The 17,865-nt window shown below is 27.2% G+C and carries 16 protein-coding genes; 13 read left to right on the forward strand and 3 right to left on the reverse strand.

From position 1 onward, the window contains the following. Positions 1-158 precede the first annotated feature (158 nt). Positions 159-2,039 carry a hypothetical protein gene (locus MCORR_RS02775; RefSeq protein ID WP_104208065.1) on the forward strand — a complete coding sequence of 627 codons (1,881 nt, stop codon included), beginning with the start codon at positions 159-161 and terminating at the stop codon, positions 2,037-2,039. A gap of 127 nt (positions 2,040-2,166) precedes the next feature. Here the strand turns inward: MCORR_RS02775 and MCORR_RS02780 are convergent, their stop codons facing one another. After that, a complete protein-coding gene (locus tag MCORR_RS02780) occupies positions 2,167-2,424 on the reverse strand; it encodes a hypothetical protein (RefSeq protein ID WP_104208066.1) in 258 nt (85 codons plus the stop codon). A gap of 137 nt (positions 2,425-2,561) precedes the next feature. Here MCORR_RS02780 and MCORR_RS02785 point away from each other — a divergent pair, with 137 nt between their 5' ends. Further along, complete coding sequence (locus tag MCORR_RS02785; protein ID WP_104208067.1) at positions 2,562-3,881, forward strand: DUF2130 domain-containing protein; 1,320 nt, start codon at positions 2,562-2,564, stop codon at positions 3,879-3,881. A gap of 161 nt (positions 3,882-4,042) precedes the next feature. On the opposite strand, the gene MCORR_RS02790 is transcribed toward MCORR_RS02785, so the two are convergent. Continuing rightward, on the reverse strand, positions 4,043-5,902 hold the full coding sequence (locus MCORR_RS02790; protein WP_104208068.1) for a hypothetical protein: 1,860 nt from the start codon (positions 5,900-5,902) through the stop codon (positions 4,043-4,045). A gap of 150 nt (positions 5,903-6,052) precedes the next feature. Between MCORR_RS02790 and MCORR_RS02795 the strand changes: the two genes are divergently transcribed. Next, a complete protein-coding gene (locus MCORR_RS02795; protein ID WP_104208069.1) occupies positions 6,053-6,661 on the forward strand; it encodes a hypothetical protein in 609 nt (202 codons plus the stop codon). A 260-nt stretch (positions 6,662-6,921) separates the two neighbouring features. Here MCORR_RS02795 and MCORR_RS03795 read toward each other — a convergent pair whose 3' ends face one another. After that, positions 6,922-7,314: a hypothetical protein gene (locus tag MCORR_RS03795; protein ID WP_181021219.1), complete on the reverse strand. Its 393-nt coding sequence runs from the start codon at positions 7,312-7,314 to the stop codon at positions 6,922-6,924. A gap of 202 nt (positions 7,315-7,516) precedes the next feature. Here MCORR_RS03795 and MCORR_RS02805 point away from each other — a divergent pair, with 202 nt between their 5' ends. The 10 genes from MCORR_RS02805 to dnaJ all read left to right on the forward strand — a co-directional run bounded on the left by MCORR_RS02805 (position 7,517) and on the right by dnaJ (position 17,823). After that, entirely contained in the window at positions 7,517-8,143 is a 627-nt protein-coding gene (locus tag MCORR_RS02805) for a lipoprotein (RefSeq protein ID WP_104208070.1), read from the forward strand. 91 nt (positions 8,144-8,234) lie between these two features. Beyond that, positions 8,235-8,789, forward strand: a complete 555-nt coding sequence (gene ruvA / locus MCORR_RS02810) for a Holliday junction branch migration protein RuvA (protein ID WP_104208071.1) — start codon at positions 8,235-8,237, stop codon at positions 8,787-8,789. Then, a complete protein-coding gene (gene ruvB, locus MCORR_RS02815) occupies positions 8,782-9,741 on the forward strand; it encodes a Holliday junction branch migration DNA helicase RuvB (protein WP_104208072.1) in 960 nt (319 codons plus the stop codon). Before ruvA ends, ruvB begins: the two co-directional genes overlap by 8 nt. Positions 9,742-9,792: 51 nt before the next feature. Beyond that, positions 9,793-10,659 (forward strand): thymidylate synthase, encoded by an 867-nt coding sequence (locus MCORR_RS02820; protein WP_104208073.1) that lies wholly within the window; start codon positions 9,793-9,795, stop codon positions 10,657-10,659. 116 nt (positions 10,660-10,775) lie between these two features. Further along, a complete protein-coding gene (locus tag MCORR_RS02825) occupies positions 10,776-12,908 on the forward strand; it encodes an ATP-dependent Clp protease ATP-binding subunit (protein WP_104208074.1) in 2,133 nt (710 codons plus the stop codon). A gap of 60 nt (positions 12,909-12,968) precedes the next feature. After that, positions 12,969-14,000: a heat-inducible transcriptional repressor HrcA gene (gene hrcA / locus MCORR_RS02830; RefSeq protein WP_104208075.1), complete on the forward strand. Its 1,032-nt coding sequence runs from the start codon at positions 12,969-12,971 to the stop codon at positions 13,998-14,000. Then, entirely contained in the window at positions 13,993-14,604 is a 612-nt protein-coding gene (locus tag MCORR_RS02835) for a nucleotide exchange factor GrpE (RefSeq protein WP_104208076.1), read from the forward strand. Before hrcA ends, MCORR_RS02835 begins: the two co-directional genes overlap by 8 nt. Further along, entirely contained in the window at positions 14,604-14,858 is a 255-nt protein-coding gene (locus MCORR_RS02840; RefSeq protein WP_104208077.1) for a hypothetical protein, read from the forward strand. Before MCORR_RS02835 ends, MCORR_RS02840 begins: the two co-directional genes overlap by 1 nt. 13 nt (positions 14,859-14,871) lie before the next feature. Further along, positions 14,872-16,659 carry a molecular chaperone DnaK gene (gene dnaK, locus MCORR_RS02845; RefSeq protein ID WP_104208078.1) on the forward strand — a complete coding sequence of 596 codons (1,788 nt, stop codon included), beginning with the start codon at positions 14,872-14,874 and terminating at the stop codon, positions 16,657-16,659. Positions 16,660-16,707: 48 nt separating this feature from the next. Next, entirely contained in the window at positions 16,708-17,823 is a 1,116-nt protein-coding gene (gene dnaJ, locus MCORR_RS02850) for a molecular chaperone DnaJ (RefSeq protein ID WP_104208079.1), read from the forward strand. Positions 17,824-17,865: the final 42 nt, after the last annotated feature.

The following is a 17,865-nucleotide window of genomic DNA, read 5'->3' on the forward strand; positions in this document are numbered from 1 at the left end:
ATAAAATAATTTTTCAAAGGTATCAAAAGAAGAATATAGCTTATCAACCAAATTTTATTAATTTTATAAAAAAAGTGGTGAGCAACATATTGTAGATTCTACTTTTTATTCTTTTTTGAAGTTATAGAAATAAAAAATGAAAAAAAGTGGGATAAATTATGAAAAAATTATTAGGATTATTATTTGCTGCTGGATTAGTTGCTGCATCCACAACTTTAGTAGTTCAATGCAAAAATGATAAAAAATATGAATTAAATGTAGCTGAAGTAAGTAAAGCAATTGCAAGTAAATTAGGTGAACAACCATTTGATTCAATAGAAGCTGTACAAGAACAATTAAAAAAAATATTTATTACTGGTATTAAATCAGTTAAAGCTAATGAAATTGTTGGTTCAAAAAATGTGCATTTTAAACTTGACTTAATTAAAGGTTATAAAATTGATAAACAAGAGTTTGAATTAAAAGATATTTTATCAGGACCTGTTGTTACACCAGAAGTTGGTACAAATGGTGTTCAAGCTGCATTAGATACAGTTATTAAAAATAAAGAATTTTCTAGTGTAGAAAAAGCAATTGAAGCAGCTAAAACTGTTAAACTAGCTGAATGTTTAATTTTAGATGGTGAACCAACAAATGTTGAAAAAACTATTACAATTAAAGTTAAAGCTGATACAGGTTACAATCTTACTGAAGGATCTAAAACTGAATTTAGTGTTGAATGAAGATTAGTTGAATCTACTCCAATTGATAAAGATACTACAATTGCTGAGTTAGAAAAAAAAGTTAAAGATCAAGATTTTGCAACTTTACAAGATGCTATTGATAAAGTTCAAAGTAAAAAAATTACTGGAATCAAAACAATTGTTGCTGAAGTTCCATCAACAGCAACAAAAGATGTAACTTTAAATGTGACTGTTACACCTAATGATGAATATAGTTTAGGAACTTGAGATGGTAAAACAACTATTACTATTAAAGTTCCTACTGAACTAGAAATTAATAAAGCAAATGTTGATAATGCATTAAAAATAATTACTGGACCATATGAATCTAATGAACTTGCTATTAATGCAATTAAAGCAATTGTAAATGATACATTTTTAGTAGTTGATGTGACTTCAAATACCCGAGCATTTACTAGCGTTACTTTTACAGTTAAAGTTAGTGCAAAAACAGGTTATAAATTAGCTGCTGATATTGAAAATGGAACATCATTAGTTTTAGAAATTGGTAAAGAAGATATTGAAATTAATAAAGCAGATGTTGATGAAGTGTTGGCAAAAATTTCAGGTCCTTTTAACAATTTAGTTGATGCTGTAGAAGCAATAACAAATATCAAAGATTCACGTTTTGAGTTTTCAGAAATTTTAAATTACGATGATCCTTCTAGTGGTAATGGTTATAGAGAAGTAACTTTCAAAATTCCAGTAAACGTCAAAACAGGTTACAAATTAGCTAGTGATCTTGAAAATGGAACTACACGTAAATTATGAATTGGTGATGAAAGTTCTTCTTCAAATATTTCAACTGATTATATTCAAGAATCACTAGATAATGCTGTTAAAAATCAAGAGTTTGCTGATGCTGAAGCTGCTTCTAATGCCGCAAGAGAAGTAAAATTTAAAGCCGGTGTATCTATTGATGGAAAAATTGTCAATCAAGAAAATACAATTACTTTGAAAGTTAAACCTAGTCCAGGTTATAAATTTGTAGCTGGTGCTAAAACAACATTTACTGCAACTTGATTAACAGCTAAAATAGAAGTTTCAACTTCTTATGTTAATAATGCTATTAAAACTGTTGTAAATGCAAATGATGTAACTTATGGAATAAAAGAAGATGCTAAAACAGCTATTGAAGGTGTTTTAAAATCAGATACTTGAAAAGATAAAGTAACTGGTGTTGTAACAACTACTGGTGCTGCTGTTGAGGGTTCATCTGCGAAAGGAACTTATTCAGTTGTTCTTGAAGCTATTGAAGGTTATAGATTAAATGGTGATGCTACAATTAGTGGTGATTATCAATTAGAAATAAAATAGTCTACTGAAGGTGGAAATAGTTATTCTTTCCAAACTATATCAAACAATTATTCTAACTAATTATTAATTTAAAATATTTACAAAAAAAATGAAACCATGCGGTCTCATTTTTTATATTAATCAACAATTATTCTGCATCTTGTTTATCTTTAATTAAAATATCTAACTTTTCACTAATTTCCTTTAATAATAACAATAATGGTTTTTCAAAGTTATCAATTCTTCCATTACTCATTCCATCTGGTTTTTTATCACGACCACCAAATCCTCTGTTTCCACCATCGCGATTTCCAAATCCTCTATTTCCACCATTGCGATTTCCAAATCCTTTTTTGTCATCAAATTTCTTTTCATAACCTTTAAATTCTTTTCTTTCAAACCCCATATCAATACCTAGTCTTTCTAACTAATATTTATTGTATAATAAAAATAGGTGGAAACCTTAAAAATTACAGAAAGTGAGATTATTATCTTATTCTTATTTTTTAAACATTCAATATATAAATAGAAGGGAGATATTATATGAATAATATCTTATTTAAATGTCCTCATTGTCATAAGGACATTACAAAAGAATCATTTGCTAATCATGGTTCAAATTGAACACTAATTGAAAACTATTTAAGTGAGTTAAAAGCTCAACAACTAATAGAGCTTAAAGAACAGTTAAATAGTGAAATAGTTTCACAATTAAATGAAAAACACTTATCAGAAATTAATCTAGTTAAACAAACAATGACTAATGATTTTAACAATGAAATACAATCATTTAAAATTATATTAAATAATAAAGAAAGTTTAATAAAACAATTAAATGAACAAAAAGCTTTAGAAATAGATAAAGAGAAAAATACATTAATTAATCAATTTAATGAAACTAAAAATAGTTTAGAAATTAAAGTAGCTAATAAAGAATTAGAAATTAAGGCAATGGAAGAAAGATTCAACCTTGAAGTTGCAAAAAATAAAGAAGTTATAATGAATCAATTTAACCAAGAGTTAAATGATTTAAAACTACAATTAAATAATAAACAAATAGAAATTGATAATTTAGTTAAAGTTAAAGAACTAGAATCAGAAAAAAAAGAACTAACTATTAAAAATGAATATGAAAATAGAATTAATGAATTAACACAAGCTAATCGCGAATTTAAAATTATTAATTCTAAAAGAAAAGGCGAAAACTTTGAACATGAAGTTGAAGAAGAATTGCAAAAAGGGTTTGGACTATTTGACCAAATAGATAAATTAACTACTGGTGATAGAAAAGCTGATTACTTACAAACAATAAAAAACGCTAAAAAAGAAGTTGTAGGAAAAATAGTATATGAAGTAAAAAATGCTGAATGATCTAATGGATGAATTAATAAATTAGCACAAGATGTTGCTAATAATAAAACTAAATACGGTATTTTAATAGCTACTAGTTTTAATGACCAATATCGTGGTGTACCATTTATTAAATCAAATGAGTATGACAATATTTGAATCACTGATTCAGAAAGTTTTATTTTTGTTGGTCAAATGCTAAGACGTTTTATTGAATTCGAATATGAACTTAATCAAAAGATTAACATCTTAACTAGTTCATCTAACAATGATATTATTAAAGAACTAGAAGCACAAAAAGAAAAGTTAAATAACTACTGAAGCGTAACATTCCCTACTTCTTATAAAAAAATAAAAGCTGAAATGGAGAGCTTAGATAAAGTAAGTCAAAGTTTAATTAATAATTCTAATAAAATCAAAAAATCAGCAGATGTGATTAAAAATCAATTCTTTAATAAAATAACAAGCGAGTTAACTAATATATTAGGAACTTTAGAATTTGGTGAAGAATAAAAAAATGAAAGATTTTATAATGAATCTTTCATTTTTTGACTTTTATAGCTAAGCATTTTATTTGATTAGTGAATTACACCCTGTAATAAAATAACATGATCATTTCAAAATCCATTATTTTTTTAAATATAAAAAACATCATTTATGTTTTATGTTAATCATTATAACTCTGGTTTAATCAAATTACCAGAGCTAATTGATTTAGCTCCTTCTTTAATTTCATGTATTGTTCATTGTGGTAACATAAAATGAGCATTTCAACCTTTTGTTTCATTATAAAAAGTTAGTGTGCATTTGTTTCAAACAATAGTGATATCATCAGTTAAATCAGTTGGACCACCTTTATTATTTCATTTTTTTAATTTTGTAGAAACATTATTTTCTCATTGTGTAATGTTATCTTTTAAATAAAAAGAAAATAGTTTATTATTAAAATCAAGACTGTAACCGTCCACTAAGTCTGATCCTTTCAAATTGTAAACAGCAGTTCCGTTATCTACTAAAGTTTCAACTTTATCGTTCATCACTAAATTAGGCTTACCATCTTTAAATGTTAACTTTTCACTTCCGTATGATCCACCTTTTCATGCTCAAATGTCTGTATCATATGCTCAGTTTGAAACCATTGAACGTGAAATTGCAAATTCAGCAATCTTTTTTCCTCTTTGGTTTTGTGTTTGATAAGGATCACTAACTCTTTGTGCATAACCTTCAGTTCCATACTCATTGGCTTGTCAGATATTAACCATTTTTTTATAATCTTCGTTTTTAGTTTTATCTCAGTCTATAACTTTATCATCTGGAAATTCTTCTTCAATTTTTAAAGCAGCTTCAGCAGTTCTAAAGTTTTCAACTTGATGATATTTACCATCATCTCCAATTGTAACTGGGATAAATCCTTTTTCAGCATTTCATTCACACAACGTTCATCATGCAGATTGAAAAGGTCCACCAAATGGGTTGTCTTGAACTGATGCTGATACATACCATAAATTTTCACCTATCTTAACAACATTTGGTACTTCAACCCCAATATTTCTAACAAAAAGTTCACTTACTTTTTCAATTTTATTTTTACCACCCTTTTCATTGTCTTCAAAAGAATTAATTTTTCAAAACTCTAAACGGTTATGAGCAGAAATTGCAAAATAAACTCCATCATCTGTTTGAAATACAAATGTATCTCTTCAATTTGTATTATCTGTTGGTTTGCTTAAATTTTCTTTGGATAAAACACCTGTTTTATAAAAATCTTGCCCAAGTCCATGTGAAACAAAATAAGCAATACCGCTTTCATCAGTTATGTTAGAGTTGTTGATTATTTCCTCATCACCATTATTTTTATCAATACCAACTAAACCATTTGATGAAGAATTATCACCATTTGATGAAGAATTATCACCATTTGATGAAGAATTATCACCATTTGATGAAGAATTATCACCATTTGATGAAGAATTATCACCATTCGATGAAGAATTATCACCATTTGATGAAGAATTATCACCAGTTAAAATCTGACCTTCTGGTTCATTTTTTGGAGTTAATATCCTTGAAGGTTGCATTGAAACAACAAAAACAACATCACCTGGTTCAAAAAAATTACCATCAGTATCAACTCAAACTGATCCACCCAAAGCTGAAGTTGAACCTTTACCATTTATCGTGTCAAATTCTCTTTTTTGCTGAATTCGATATTCACCTTGCGTTCAAGTGTTTAAATCAGGAGAAGTCATTTCGATTCACCCAGAAGGAAAACCTTTACCATTTCTAAATAACATTCAACTATAAAATAATTTTTGGTCTTCATCTCAAAGAATAGAACATGAATCATTAGCAAAAGCATTTGGTGTTCGATCCAAAGTATTTACAGGACTATATCAATTAATTGGTCTAGCATTCAAATCACTTGTGGGTACACATGCAATTACGCTTAATGGTGTAATAACAACAACTGTTGTTGCAGTCAAACCAAAAATAGCTTTAAATAAAACTTTCTTTTTAAAAATATTTAATATCATAATTATTTATTCTCCATTGTAATTTAATAAAAACATATAAAAATAATTATATCTTATTTATTTAAAACTATCAAAAATTTTATTTTTATTTTATTAATAATGATTTAATTAGTTTTATAATTTATTAAAAGAAAGAATATTGAGGTGTTTATGGAAACCAAAGCTTGAATTCTAACTGGAATTATATCGTTGTTGTTAGTAATGGTAGGTGGAGTGTTATTAGTAAGAATTTTTGTAGTGCGTGTAATGTTGCAAAAAATTATTGAAAAGCAAATGTTAGTAAATCACAAGAAAAATATTCAAGAGTTCAATCGTGCATCTTTAATTATTATTGGTGGTGTGATAATGATTTGTGAATTAGGATTTTTAATTTTTGGTTTGTTGTATTATCCTTTAGCTATTACAATATTTTATATTCAATATGTTCAGCCAAACGACCCAATAAAACCAGAACAATGAGTTGATATATTCTATTTTATGTTTGCTTGATGTATCGGAGTTATTCCTTGAGTTATATGAACTATTAGATATTATGCAAAAAATACGCCTATTTATTTGTTAGCTAATAAAGCTAAATATAAATGAGTTAGACAAGCAATCATTAAAGAATTACAAAAAGTTGATCAACAAATTAAAAATATTAATAAAACACAAAAAGAAATTAGAGAAATATTAATAGAAGAAAAAGAAAAATTGATTCTTATTCAAAACAAAAGAAAATATCTTTTACAATTAATGCACCAAAATAACCTTAAATAATATTATTTTTCATATTTGTAAGTGTAAAATGTAATTTTATTTTAAATTTATTGGTGAAATGATGGGAATAATAAAACAAGTTGAAACTAATATCATTAATCCAAGATAAGCCCCCATGTCAAACAACTGACTAGATGGTTGATAAACCTCGTCATTATTGCTATCAAATTTTGTATTTGTTATGTTTGTGAATTTAACTAAATATACTATGATTGCAACTAATACTAGACCGACTCCGATTAAACATATAATTCGACTAACTAAGAAAATAGAACTTTTTTTATTTTCTTTGTTTTATTTTCTTTGTTAGTTTCAAAGAAAAATTGAGTTAAAGGAATTAAAGCTGAAATAAAAGTTATAACAATTCCAGCAACCATTAGTCCATAAGTATCATGATTTAAAACATTTAGTGAACTCGGAATGCTCACTTGTGTATTATTTATAATACTGTTATATAAACCTAGTTTAGTTAAATTAACAATATAGATGGTGTAATAATAATCTTCTTGATCTTGTTCATAATAATTTTTAATTTTATGTCTAAAACCAATTCCTTCAATTGCACCAATTAACAACCAACCAACAACAATAATAACTAATACATTTCAAACTATATTTCTTGATTCATTTCATTTTTCATTTTTTAATTTCATGCTTTTTCTTCTTTCTTGTTATAATTTTAAATATAAATTAACTTTAAATCAATATTTTTTCATTTTTTAACATTTCACTTTAATTACTAGTTATAATTAAATAAGCAATATTGAAACATCTTTTTTTAGATAGGTAACAATATTGTGAAATATACATATTTAAATATCTATAAAATTATAAGAAGGGAAATATAATAAAGATATGAAAAAATTATTAACATTATTAGCTGCTGTTGGTTTAACTGCAACTGCTTCAGCTGGGGTTGTTGCTTGTGACACAAAAATTAAAGTTGAAAGCATTAAAACTGCTATAGGTAGTGACATTAAGGATTTGGCTGACTTAGCTGCTGTTAATTCTGAATTAGCTGCTAAATTAAAAGACACTACAAATGCAACTTTAAAAGGAGTTAAATCTTTATCAGCTGTTCTTAAAGACGGATCAACAACTGATGTTGTAGTTACACCTTTTGCCAATGATGGTTACAAATTAAGCGGACAATCTTTTGAAATAGCTGGAGCTATTAAAGCTGAAGCTGTTGTTTCTACAAAACCTGTAATTGCAGCAATTGGTGACGTGTCAATGAAAGTTGGAGAAGAAGTTAGAGAAGTTATTGTTTCACTTACAAATCCAATTGATGGTCAAAATATTTCAGCCGTTTCTGGTACTCCTGCTGCTGCAACTGTTGCAGTTGAAGGATCAAAAATTAAAATTACACCTGTAGCTGTTGGTGAATCAACAATTACTGTTTCTTATAAAGATGCTGAAAATGTAACTTTTAAAGTAACTGTTGCTGATGCTGCTGCTGAAGGAAATGGTGCTGAAAATTAAAAAACTGGTGCTTAGTAATTAGTTTTAATTAAATTAATCAAATAGAATCGCATGATTCTATTTTTTTGTTTAATAACATAATGAGGTATAAATGATAAATTACATTAAAACTAAAATACAAAGTATAGATGAACAATATATTTATTTAGATAACAAAGAATATGGATATTACTTTTATTATCTTTTATCAGATAAATTAAGTGAATTAGACCAAAAACAAGAATATAAGTTTTATATAAGTGAATTTAAAAATGAGTTTAGTGATATTCAAATAGTATTTAAGAAATTAGAAACAAGAAATTTGTTTAATAATTTAATTTCTATAAAAACAGTTGGTTTTAAAACAACATTGCTGTTATTAAATAATTTCACATTTGAAGAACTGTATCTGATTACAAAACAATGTGATGTTGAATTATTATCATCAATTAGAAATATAGGTATATATACAGCAAGACTCATTATTGATCAATTACAGCAATATCTTTTTGCAAATAAATTAAATAGTAAAAAAGAACAAGTACTTATAAGTCTAACAAAATTAGGTTATAAGCAAAAAGATATATTAAAAGCTATTAATACTATTGATAATAAACTATCTATAGAACAAATGATAAGTGCTATTATGGAGTTAATAAATGAATAAAAGTTTTAGACCAGAAAAATGAGAAGATTTTTTAGGACAATCTTATATTATTAATAGTTTAAAAATATACACACAAGCAAGTGTAACTAATAAAAAAAGTTTAGATAACATTTTAATCAGTGGTCCTAGTGGTATGGGGAAAACTAGTTTAGCTTATTTAATAGCCAAGGTATTAAAAGTTAAAATACATATTATTAATGGGCCTAATTTAGCCAAACCTAGTGACTTAATATCAATAATAACTGCTATTAAGGAAAATGAAGTTTTGTTTATGGATGAAATACATTCTGTTAGTAAAGAAATATTAGAAGTTTTATATCCAGTTATAGAAGATAGCAAAATATCTATTATTATTGGAAAAGACTATAATTCTAAAATAGTTGATATTAAGCTTCCAAACTTTACTATTGTTTGTGCCACTACTCAAGTAGATAAATTAGCTCACCCTTTTATAAATAGATTTGCTATTTATTTTCAACTTAGTGATTATACAAAACAAGAACTTAGTCAAATAGTTAAAATGACTGCTGAAAAGTTAAATATTGATATTTTTTATGAGTCTCAATTGATTATTGCTAATCATTGTAGAAACACACCAAGAATAATCATTAATCTTATTAAAAGGATTAATGATTATTATACAACTAATCAGATTAATGATTTTAGTCCAAAAAGTATTTATTATGTATTTCGTCAAATGCAAATATATGAATTTGGTTTATATGAAAAAGATTTTGAATACTTAAAAAAACTTAAAGAGCATAAATGTCTCGGGGTTGATTATATTGGACAAATGATAAATGTTCCAAGTGCTACTATTATCAATAACATAGAACCAATTTTGATTAAAGAAAAATTAATAACCAGAACTATTAAAGGAAGGATCTTAACAAATAAAGGAATAGAGTATTTAAATAAAAATATTTTATTAAAAAATACATTAAATCAATAGTATTAATATTATATAATTTCATTATGATTTTTGCTGAAGGGATTTATAAATATGAAACAGTATTTAAATTTAATTAATGAAGTTTTGACTGATGGTGAAAGACGTGAGGATAGAACAAGAACAGGTACTATATCAAAATTTGGTGTTCAACAAAGATATGATTTAAGAAATGGATTTCCTTTATTAACAACTAAAAAAGTTTTTTATAAAGCAATTTTTCATGAAATATTATGATTTATTAAAGGGGATACAAATATCAAATATTTAGTTGACAACGATGTCAAGATTTGAAATGAGTGACCTTATAAAAATTTTAAAGAATCAATTGATTATAAAGGCGAAACTTTACAAGAATTTGTAAACAAGATAAAAGAAGATCAAAATTTTGCTGATCAATATGGTGATTTGGGTCCTGTATATGGAAAACAATGAAGAAACTTTTTTGGAATTGATCAATTTAAATTGCTAATAGAAGGGATTAAAAATAATCCTTATTCAAGAAGACATATAGTGAGTGCTTGAAATCCAGCTGAAGTTGGTGACATGTTATTACCCCCTTGTCATTCAATGTGACAAGTTTATGTATCTAAAGATGGATGATTAGATTTACAACTTTACCAAAGAAGTGGTGATATATTTTTAGGGGTCCCATTCAATATAGCTTCTTATGCTTTATTAATGGTATTGATTGCAAAAGAATGTAATTTAAAACCAAGGTTTTTTATTCACACTATTGGGGATGCACATATTTATTTAAATCACATGGATCAAATTGAAATACAATTGAAAAGAGAAGTTATGCCCTTATGTCAAATAAAAATTAATTCAAATAAATCAATTTATGATATTAGCTTTGAAGACATTGAAGTTATTAATTATAAATCTCATGGTAAGTTAATAGGAGAAGTTGCTGTTTAAAATAGTAACTTTTTTAATATTTAAATTTTTAGCACTCTACTATTGACTTTGCTAATTTTATGTATTAAGATATTGATAAGCCTGAATGGCTTTAAAAAATAAAGGAGATTTATTTTATGGAATTAAAACAAAAAGATGACAATAGTGATGCTTTAAAAAAGTACACAAGAGATTTAACAGCAATTGCTAAAGAAGGAAAAATTGACCCTATAATTGGTAGAGAAGATGAAATTATGAGAGTTATTCGCATTCTTTCAAGAAAAACAAAAAATAATCCCGTATTAATTGGTGAACCTGGAGTTGGAAAAACTGCTGTTGTAGAAGGTTTAGCCCAAAGAATTGTTAAAGGTGATGTCCCCTCAATTCTTAAAAATAAAAGAATTTTGGAACTTGATATGGGAAGCTTAATGGCTGGTGCTATGTATCTTGGTGATTATGAAGCAAGAGTAAAAGCTATAGTTAATGAAATTAACAAAACAAGTGGTGAAATAATTTTATTCATTGATGAGCTTCATTTAATTGTTGGAGCTGGTAAAACTGGTAATGGTGGTGGAATGGATGTTTCTAACTTATTAAAACCAGCATTAGCAAGAGGAGAGTTAAAAGCAATTGGTGCCACCACTTTAAAAGAATATAGAGAGTACATTGAAAAAGATTCAGCTTTAGAAAGAAGATTTCAAAGAGTCTTGGTTGAAGAGCCAACAGTTGATGAAACAATATCAATTTTAAGAGGTTTAAAGGAAAGGTTTGAAACTTATCATGGGGTAAGAATACATGATAATGCAATAGTGACTGCAGCCCGCTTGTCTTCAAGATATATTAATGATCGTTTTTTACCAGATAAAGCAATAGATTTAATTGATGAAGCTGCATCTACAATTAAAACTGAATTATCGAGTGTGCCAAGTGAACTTGATCAAATTAATCGGAAAGTGATTCAATTAGAAATTGAAAAAAGCGCTTTATCAAAAGAAAAAGATGATAAGTCAAAACAAAGACTTGAAGAAGCTGTTGATGAATTGAATAAGTTAAAAGAAAGCCAATTATTATTATCTGCTGAATGAGAAAAACAAAAAGCTTCATTGCAAAATGCTAATAATGTTAAAACAACCATTGAAAGTTTAAAAAAAGAACTCGATTATGCTCAAGCAAATGGTGATTATAAAAGAGCTGGTGAAATTCAGTATTCATTATTACCAAGTTTAGAAAAACAGTTAGTTGAAATTGAAAATGTAAAAACTACTGGACTAGTTAGTGAAGAGGTAACTGAAAAAGATATTGCTGAAATTGTTGGTAAATGAACTGGTATCCCTGTTGATAAATTAATTGAAACTGAAAAAATAAAGTTATTAAGTTTAGAAAAAGAATTAGAAAAAACAGTTAAAGGGCAAAATGAAGCACTAAAACTTGTAAGCGAAGCAATACTTAGAAGTAGGAGCGGAATTAAAGATCCAAATAAACCTATTGGTTCATTTCTGTTCTTAGGACCAACTGGAGTTGGTAAGACAGAAGTTGCAAGAAGTTTAGCCAATATATTATTTAACTCACCTAAAAAAATGATAAGAATCGATATGAGTGAGTATATGGAAAAACAAAGTGTTGCAAAATTAATTGGAGCTCCTCCTGGATATGTTGGTTATGAAGAAGGTGGAAGATTAACTGAGGCTGTTAGAAGAAATCCTTATTCAATAGTTTTATTTGATGAAGTTGAAAAAGCACACCCGGACGTATTTAATGTTTTATTGCAAGTTTTAGATGAAGGGCGTATAACTGATTCATTAGGGAAATTAGTTGATTTTAAAAATACAATTATTATTTTAACTTCTAACTTAACAAGTAATATAATACAACAAGGATTAGAACCAAAAGAATTAAGTATTCAAATCAATCAAGAATTAAATAATTTCTTTAAACCTGAGTTTTTAAATAGAATAGACAACATTGTTACATTTAATGCTTTAAGCGTTAGCGATATTAAAAAGATAGTAATTAAAGAATTGAATATATTATCAAATCGCTTAGAGATAGATAAAGACATATTTATAAATTTTAGTAATGATGCAGTTGAAAAAATAGTAAAAGAATCTTATGATGTCCACTATGGTGCTAGGCCAATTAAAAGATATATTGAAAAACACATTGAAACTTTAATTGCCCAAAATATAATTAATGACCATATAAAAATAAATGTTAAATATACAATAAGTATTCAAGATAACATTTTCACTTTAGATACAATATTTAATTAATTTTTGAAAAAAATAGCAATTAAGACATTAGAGTGCTAAAATATATAAAAGGGTGGTAAAATGTTGAAGCAAAGGCAAGCAGAAATATTAAAAATTATTGTTTCAGAATATATTAAAACCAATCAACCAATTGGTTCTAAAACAATTCAAGAATTAATAACTATAAGTGTTTCAAGTGCTACTATTAGAAATGAGTCAGCTGCATTAGAAGAAACTGGTTTTTTAGAAAAAGAACATACTTCTTCTGGAAGGGTACCTTCTACAAAGGGTTATAGATATTATGTAGATAACTTGATGACATTTGATACAGAAGACAAAACGTTAAGAGAAAAACTTAAAGCAATTATTTATTCAAGAAAATCTAACATTGATGAAGTTTTAGAAGAAGCTGCAAAGATTATTAGTGAGATCACTAAAATGAGTGCAGTTGTTGTCACAAATCAAAACAATCAAAAACTTTTAGCTGTTAAAAAAATGGATTTGATTCCTTTAAGCAAAACTTTAGCATTAGTAACTTTTGTATTATCAGATGGTAACATTCAAACTGAAACTTTTAACCTTTCTAATGTAAGTATTGATGATTTAAAAATAGCTATTAAAATATTTTCAGATTGTTTAATAGATACGCCTTTAAATGAAATTGAAAACAATATGGAAAACTTAAAAGAAATTTTAGCTCAGAGCATAAATAACTATGAGTATATTCTTCAGACATTTATTGGAACTATATTAGAAAAACAAAGTTCTAAAAAAGAAATTGTTGGTATAAAAAATATGTTAGAAAACCCGGAGTTTAATGATACTAATAAATTAAAAAAAGTTATAAGTTTGATGGAAGGTATGTCATCTTTTGATTGATTTGATGCAAATTATTCTGCAAGCCAAAAACAAAATATCATAACTACTAAAATAGGTGAAGAGATTTCTGAAGAACTGTCTGATCTAACGATATTAGAAACTACATTTCAAACTAAACAAGGGTCTACAACATTATCTTTAGTTGGACCAAAAAGAATTGATTATTCACAAGCAAATCACTTAATAAAATTATTTACAGAATTTATAAACTCAGAAGGAGAAGAAAATGGATAAAGATAAAAAAGATATTCAAGATGTTGTTGATAAAATAGTTGATGAAGCTGTAAAAGCAAAAACAACAATTGAAAATAGTGCAGAAACTATTTTAGAAAATGTATCAAATGTAAAAGTCAAATCAAATGATAAGAAACATAAATTGGAAATAAAAGAATTAAAAGATAAAATCCTAAAGCTCGAAGAAGAAATTTATTTTCAAAAAGGTTTAAGAAATGCTGATATAGCTAATTTGACTAAAAAAAGAAATGAACAAGAATCTGTTATTAGAAAATATGGTTCAGCAAATTTAGCAGAAGATTTGATTAAGCCTTTTGATTTATTAAAAAAAGTTGTCGAAGCACCAAATGATAATCCTGAAGTTAAAAATTATCTAACAGGATTTAATATGGTTATTAATCAAATTCAAAATGCATTTGAAAATAATGGGATTAAAGCAATGGGTGTAAAACCTGGAGACGAGTTTAATTCCAATATACATGAAGCAAATGAGTTGGTTCAATCAACAGAGTTTGATTCAAATAAAATTGTTAGTGTTATTAGTGATGGTTATATGATCCATGATCGTGTATTGGTTCATGCAATAGTAAAGGTGAGTGAATAATGGCAAAAGATTTAAAAAATATTTATAATGCTAAAAGTCTGGATAGTGTTTATCCAAAGAAAATTGAAAGTTTATTAAATGAAGGTAAAACTTTAATAATTCCAGTCCATAATGGTGTTCATATTAGTGCATCATTAGAAAAAGGATATTCAGATTTTTTTAAAGCAAACATAGAATTAAAAGAAGAAAAAGAATCAGAAGCAACTTGTGGTTGTGGAGAGAAAGCAAACATACTTGTGTATGTATGAAGATAAGGAGAAACAAAATATGGCAAAAGAAAAAATTATAGGAATAGATTTAGGGACAACAAACTCAGTTGTTTCAATTATGGAAGGTGGGCAACCCATCATCTTAGAAAACCCAGAAGGACAACGTACAACACCATCTGTTGTGGCATTTAAAAATGAAGATATTATTGTTGGGGGTGCTGCTAAAAGACAAGCAGTAACTAATCCTAATGTAATTATTTCAGTAAAATCAAAAATGGGAACTAAAGAAAAATTAAATATAAATTCAAAAGAATATACCCCAGAACAAATTTCAGCTGAAATTCTAAGATACATGAAAAAATATGCTGAAGATAAAGTTGGTGAAAAAATTACTAAAGCAGTTATTACTGTTCCAGCATACTTTAATGATGCTCAAAGAAAAGCAACAAAAGATGCTGGTAAAATAGCTGGTTTAGAAGTTGAACGTATTATTAATGAACCAACTGCAGCTGCTTTGGCTTATGGTTTAGAAAAACAAGATGTTGAACAAAAAGTTTTAGTTTACGATCTTGGTGGTGGAACTTTTGACGTTTCTGTGCTTGAATTAGCAGATGGTACTTTTGAAGTTTTATCAACAAGTGGTGATAATAAACTTGGTGGAGATGATTTTGATCAAAAAATAATTAATTGATTAGTTGAAAAAATTAAAACAGAATCTAAAGTTGATTTAAAAAATGACAAAATGGCATTGCAAAGGTTAAAAGATGAAGCTGAAAAGGCAAAAATAAATTTATCTAGTCAATTAGAAGTTGAAATTAATTTACCTTTTATTGCGATGAACGAATCAGGGCCTGTTTCATTTTCAACTCAATTATCTAGAGCTGAATTTGATAAAATAACTAAAGATTTAGTTGAAAGAACATCAAAACCAGTTAAAGATGCTTTACAAGCAGCTAAATTATCTGCATCAGATATTAATGAAGTATTGTTGGTTGGTGGTTCAACAAGAATTCCTTCAGTGCAAAAATTAGTTAAAGACTTATTAAACAAAGAACCAAACCGTACAATTAATCCTGATGAAGTTGTAGCTATGGGAGCAGCTATTCAAGCTGGTGTGTTGGCTGGTGATGTAACTGATGTTTTATTATTAGACGTTACTCCTTTATCACTTGGTATTGAAACAATGGGTGGAGTTATGACAAAACTTATTGAAAGAAACACAACTATTCCTACAGAAAAATCTCAAATATTTTCAACTGCTGCAGATAATCAACCAGCTGTAGATATTAATGTGTTGCAAGGTGAAAGACCAATGGCTAGTGACAATAAATCATTAGGGCAATTTGCATTAACAGGAATCAAACCAGCTCCAAGAGGTGTTCCTCAAATTGAAGTTACTTTTAAAATTGATGTTAATGGTATTGTTAGTGTATCTGCAAAAGATAAAGCAACTAATGAAGAAAAATCAATTACCATTTCAGATTCAGGAGCATTAAGTGATGCTGACATTGAAAGAATGATCAAAGAAGCAGAAGCAAATGCTGAAGCTGATGAAATAAAAAGAAAAAATATTGAATTAAAACACAAAGCTGAAAGTTATGTTGCGATTATTGAAACTTCAATCAAAAGTGGTGGAGAGCAAGTTCCAGCTGAACAAAAACAACAAGCAGAAGCAATGTTAGTTGAAGTTAAAGAATTAATTGAAAAAGAAGATTATGCAACATTAGAAGCAAAAATTAATGAATTAGAACAAATGATTCAAATGGCATCGCAATTTGCAAATGCACAAGAGCCAGAAGTTTCAGAGAATGAAGAAATTAAGTCTGACGAAACTGATAAGCAATAATTAAAAAACTAAACTAACTTTGGTTAGTTTATTTTTAGAAGGGAAAGCATGGCTAAAAAAGATTATTATGAAGTTTTGCAAGTAAGTAAAAACTCAGATGAAAAAGAAATTAAATCAGCATATCGTAAACTTGCAAAACAATATCACCCAGATGTTAATAAACAATCAAATGCTGAAGAAAAGTTTAAAGAAATAAATGAAGCAGCAAGTGTTTTATTAGATAGTAATAAAAGAGCGCAATATGATCAATATGGTCATGCTGCTTTTGAAAATAATGGCTTTGGTGGTGGTCAAGGTTTTAGCGGTTTTAGTGATTTCTTTTCAAATATGGGTGGAATGGATTTTGGTGACATATTTTCTGATATGTTTGGTGGAGCAAAACAATCACGCTCAAAATCAAGAAATTCACAGGGGCAAAGTATTGAAATTGAAGTAACACTGACAATGAAAGAATTAGTTTTCGGGGTTAAGAAAAGTGTTAAATTAAATTTATTAAGAAATTGCGGAAAATGTAAAGGTGTTGGTTCAGAAAATCCAAATGACGTCCATATATGTAAAAAATGTAATGGAGTTGGGCAAATCATTGTTAATAGGCAAATGGGACCTTTGCAATTTCAAAATCAACAAACATGTGATGAATGTAGAGGGACTGGTAAAAAAATATCAAACCCATGTAAGCAGTGTCATGGTAAAGGGATTCAAAAAGTTGTTGAAAATGTTGAGCTGCCATTACCTCATGGATTAAGACCTGGTCAACAAATGATTATGAGAGATGCAGGACATGCTTCACATGAAGGTGGACAAAATGGTGATCTTTATATTCATATTGCTGTAGCAAATTCTAAAGTATTCGAATTTACAAGTTCGAGTGATTTAATTATGCATTATAATGTTTCATTTATTGATGCTATTTTAGGAAATGAAATTATTATTGATACATTAGATGGCCCAATTAAATTAAAAATTCCTAAGGGAATAAATAGTGGTGAAGTCATTAAAGTACACAATAAAGGTTTATATAAAAATCAAAGTTCTGATAAACGTGGTGATTTAATTCTTAAAATAAAAATTGCTGTACCAACTTCAATATCAAAAGATGAGAGAAAACTTTTAGAAGAAGTTGAAAAGTTATCTGATTTTAAACCAAAAAATATTTTAGATTAAAGTGTTAAAATATAATTACTCTATATTAGAGTAATTTTTTAT

This window comes from Mesoplasma corruscae (assembly GCF_002930145.1).
Lineage (GTDB): Bacteria > Bacillota_I > Bacilli_A > Mycoplasmatales > Mycoplasmataceae > Entomoplasma > Entomoplasma ellychniae.